Raw genomic sequence first — 2,874 nt, 5'->3', positions numbered from 1 at the left:
TGATTTAGTAAATTCAGTTAGATGGACCGCGGAGTGCTTGGAAACAGGCACGCTCCGTGCGGAGCAGGGGAAAAGCTGGAGATCACTTCAAATGCTTACCTATTGCAAACCGATAGTTGTATAACCTAAAAAGGCTGCCGCAGTGCAGTCTTTTGTGCTAACGTGCAGGTTACAATGGGTTAGAGACAGAGTATGAATTGAGAAAGTAAAAATAACTGGAAATGATGGTTCATCAGTTTGGGAGGTAATTTTGTATGAAATACAAATATGAATTCTGGATAGATACAAGAAATGCAAATAGTTTAAGAATTACGTTACCAGAAGGTTTAAGTATTGTTTCTGGATTTTTACAGACTGAAATACATACAGAGGCAGATATGAAACTTGTTACTAATGAAATAGATAAAATATTATCTGGGCAAGAAGAATATTATGACTGGTACGGGAATGTATTTGGAGTTGAAATAAAGAGTGATTATTCACGCGTTTATAATCACTTTCTGGAAGATGAGTTAGAAAGAGAAGGAACATTAGATATCCCATATGAATCTCTGATTGAAACGGGTGGGTTTAGGAAACTAATTGAAATTTGGCTCAAGGAATTAATAAATTACAATAGGATAAAAAAAGGATATTCATGACGCTAACGCAGAACGATAGCATAATAGACATCAAGAGAAGGCTGCCGGTACGATCGGCAGCCTTTTGCTCACGAACGGGCAGGATAGTTAAAGTTATTTATCGAATCTCAAATATAAGGAGGAGAAAAATATGGATAAAATTTTAGCTGCTTTATTGGTCATTGATGTACAAGTTGGAATGTTTAATATAAGTGACCCAGTACATCAAGCTGATGTTTTAATAGAGAATATAACATCACTAATTGATAAGGCGCGTTCCGATGGGACGAGGGTCATTTACGTTCAACATAACGCTAGACCTGGAAAACCACTCGAACCAGGGACACCTGGATGGGAAATTCATCCTGCAATTCGCCCTAATGTTGGGGATACAATCATACAAAAGAATACACCAGATTCTTTTCACGAAACCAATTTACAAGAGGAACTGTTGAATATGGGAGTAAAGCAGATTTTTCTGACTGGTATTCAAACTGAACTTTGTATTGACTCGACTTGTCGGCGAGCTCGGAGTCTAGGATATAACGTGGTTCTCGTCAAAGATGCTCACAGTACGTGGAAGAGGGGCGAGTTAGATGCTGAGCAAATTATAAAGCATCACAACAATCTTCTATGTTGGTTTGCAGAAGTAAAAGAAAGCTCAAAGATTCAGTTTTAAGAAGTTGCGCGTCACTCCATTGCGCTAACGAAGGAACATTTGTTCAATACACAATAATGGGAGGCTGCCGGCACAATCGGCAGCCTTTCGCTCACCTAACGGGCAGTATAGTTCCGATTCTTGGAGGGCACTTTCTTTTTTCGCTCAATCGATCGAATTGTATTCGCATCGAAAAATTTTATAATAAAAAGTTTCGTCAAGCATGCACCCTGACATAATGTTGTCAGGGTGCATGGTTTAATATAGGTATTGTAAGCACAACAAACGGACCCATTTCAAGGAGGAAATTCCATGACAAATTCTAGACAAATCATTTCCGAGGTAAGCACAGAAATTCAGCCGTTCCACATCTCCGTACCGCAAGACGATCTTGATGACCTTCAGAATCGGTTGTCTCGGACTCGTTGGCCAGAGGCGTTAGGCGGAGCTGGCTGGAAATATGGGGTTTCGCTCGACTATGTGAAAGAGTTAGCATCCTATTGGCAGAAAGAATATGACTGGCGTAAATTCGAAGCTCGCCTGAATGAGTACCCTCAATTCACTACGACTATCGAAGGTGCCAACATTCATTTTTTACATGTTCGTTCGCCTGAACCTGACGCATTTCCATTACTACTTACCCACGCATGGCCCAGTTCGATTGTCGAGTTCTTGGAACTAATCGGCCCGCTCAGCGATCCGCGCAGTCACGGCGGCGATCCGGCCCAAGCGTTCCACCTGGTCATCCCTTCCGTACCTGGATTTGGGTTCTCGGGTCCAGTTCTTGAAGCCGGATGGGATATAGCTCGCATATCTAAAGCATGGGATACCTTAATGAAGCGCTTGGGATATACGGAATATGGTTCACACGGCAGCGATTGCGGCGCACTTGTGTCCAGAGAACTTGGAATTCAGAAGCCGGAAGGTCTTCGCGGCATACATGTGTTGCAGCTGTTTTCTTTCCCTTCCGGAGATCCGGCGGAGATGGCGGACTTATCGAAAGAAGATCAACAGAAACTTCAATTCCTGGCTAATTTCCATGAACGGGCGGGCTTTAATTCGATCCAATCCACACGGCCGCAAACACTCTCCTATGGGCTTGCGGACTCTCCGTCAGGTCAGCTTGCTTGGATTGCCGAGTTATTTTGCGGCTTTGGCGACCATGTGGATTTTATCGATCGGGATGCATTCCTGACTAACGTCACTTTGTATTGGTTGACCAATACGGCGGAATCGTCCACTCGCTTGTATTATGAGAATGCGCACAACCACGGGCAGGAGTCGCAGGGACCGAATACGACTCCGACAGGTGTGGCTGTGTTCGGACATGATTTCAAATCGATGAAGCGTTTTGCTGAACGTGACAATACGAATATTGTACAATGGTCGGAATTTGAACGTGGGACCCATTTCGCCGCGATGGATGCGCCGGATATTCTAATCCCTGACATCCAGGCCTTCTTCCGAAGATTTCGCTAACGGGTAAGTACGACAAGTTCTGCTATAAGCACCAACAGTGTGAAAAGCAGGAGATTACATCAGTAATCTTAACTTTACAACCGAGGATGGGAACGACGGAACCATGTATCCCGAAAC

General features: G+C 43.6%; 3 protein-coding genes. All 3 read left to right on the top strand.

The annotated features are described in order from the left end of the window. Window positions 1–254 precede the first annotated feature (254 nt). The 3 genes from AC58QT_RS35935 to AC58QT_RS35925 all read left to right on the top strand — a co-directional run bounded on the left by AC58QT_RS35935 (window position 255) and on the right by AC58QT_RS35925 (window position 2,757). A complete protein-coding gene (locus AC58QT_RS35935; protein ID WP_497362728.1) occupies window positions 255–641 on the top strand; it encodes a hypothetical protein in 387 nt (128 codons plus the stop codon). Between the two features lie 130 nt (window positions 642–771). After that, entirely contained in the window at window positions 772–1,299 is a 528-nt protein-coding gene (locus tag AC58QT_RS35930; protein ID WP_497413117.1) for a cysteine hydrolase family protein, read from the top strand. Between the two features lie 291 nt (window positions 1,300–1,590). Continuing rightward, window positions 1,591–2,757: an epoxide hydrolase family protein gene (locus AC58QT_RS35925; RefSeq protein WP_497413116.1), complete on the top strand. Its 1,167-nt coding sequence runs from the start codon at window positions 1,591–1,593 to the stop codon at window positions 2,755–2,757. Window positions 2,758–2,874: the final 117 nt, after the last annotated feature.

It is taken from the genome of Paenibacillus sp. J31R109, from assembly GCF_059692055.1.
The sequence above is the reverse complement of the archived record's forward strand: the minus strand, read 5'-3'. Positions and strand labels throughout refer to the sequence as shown.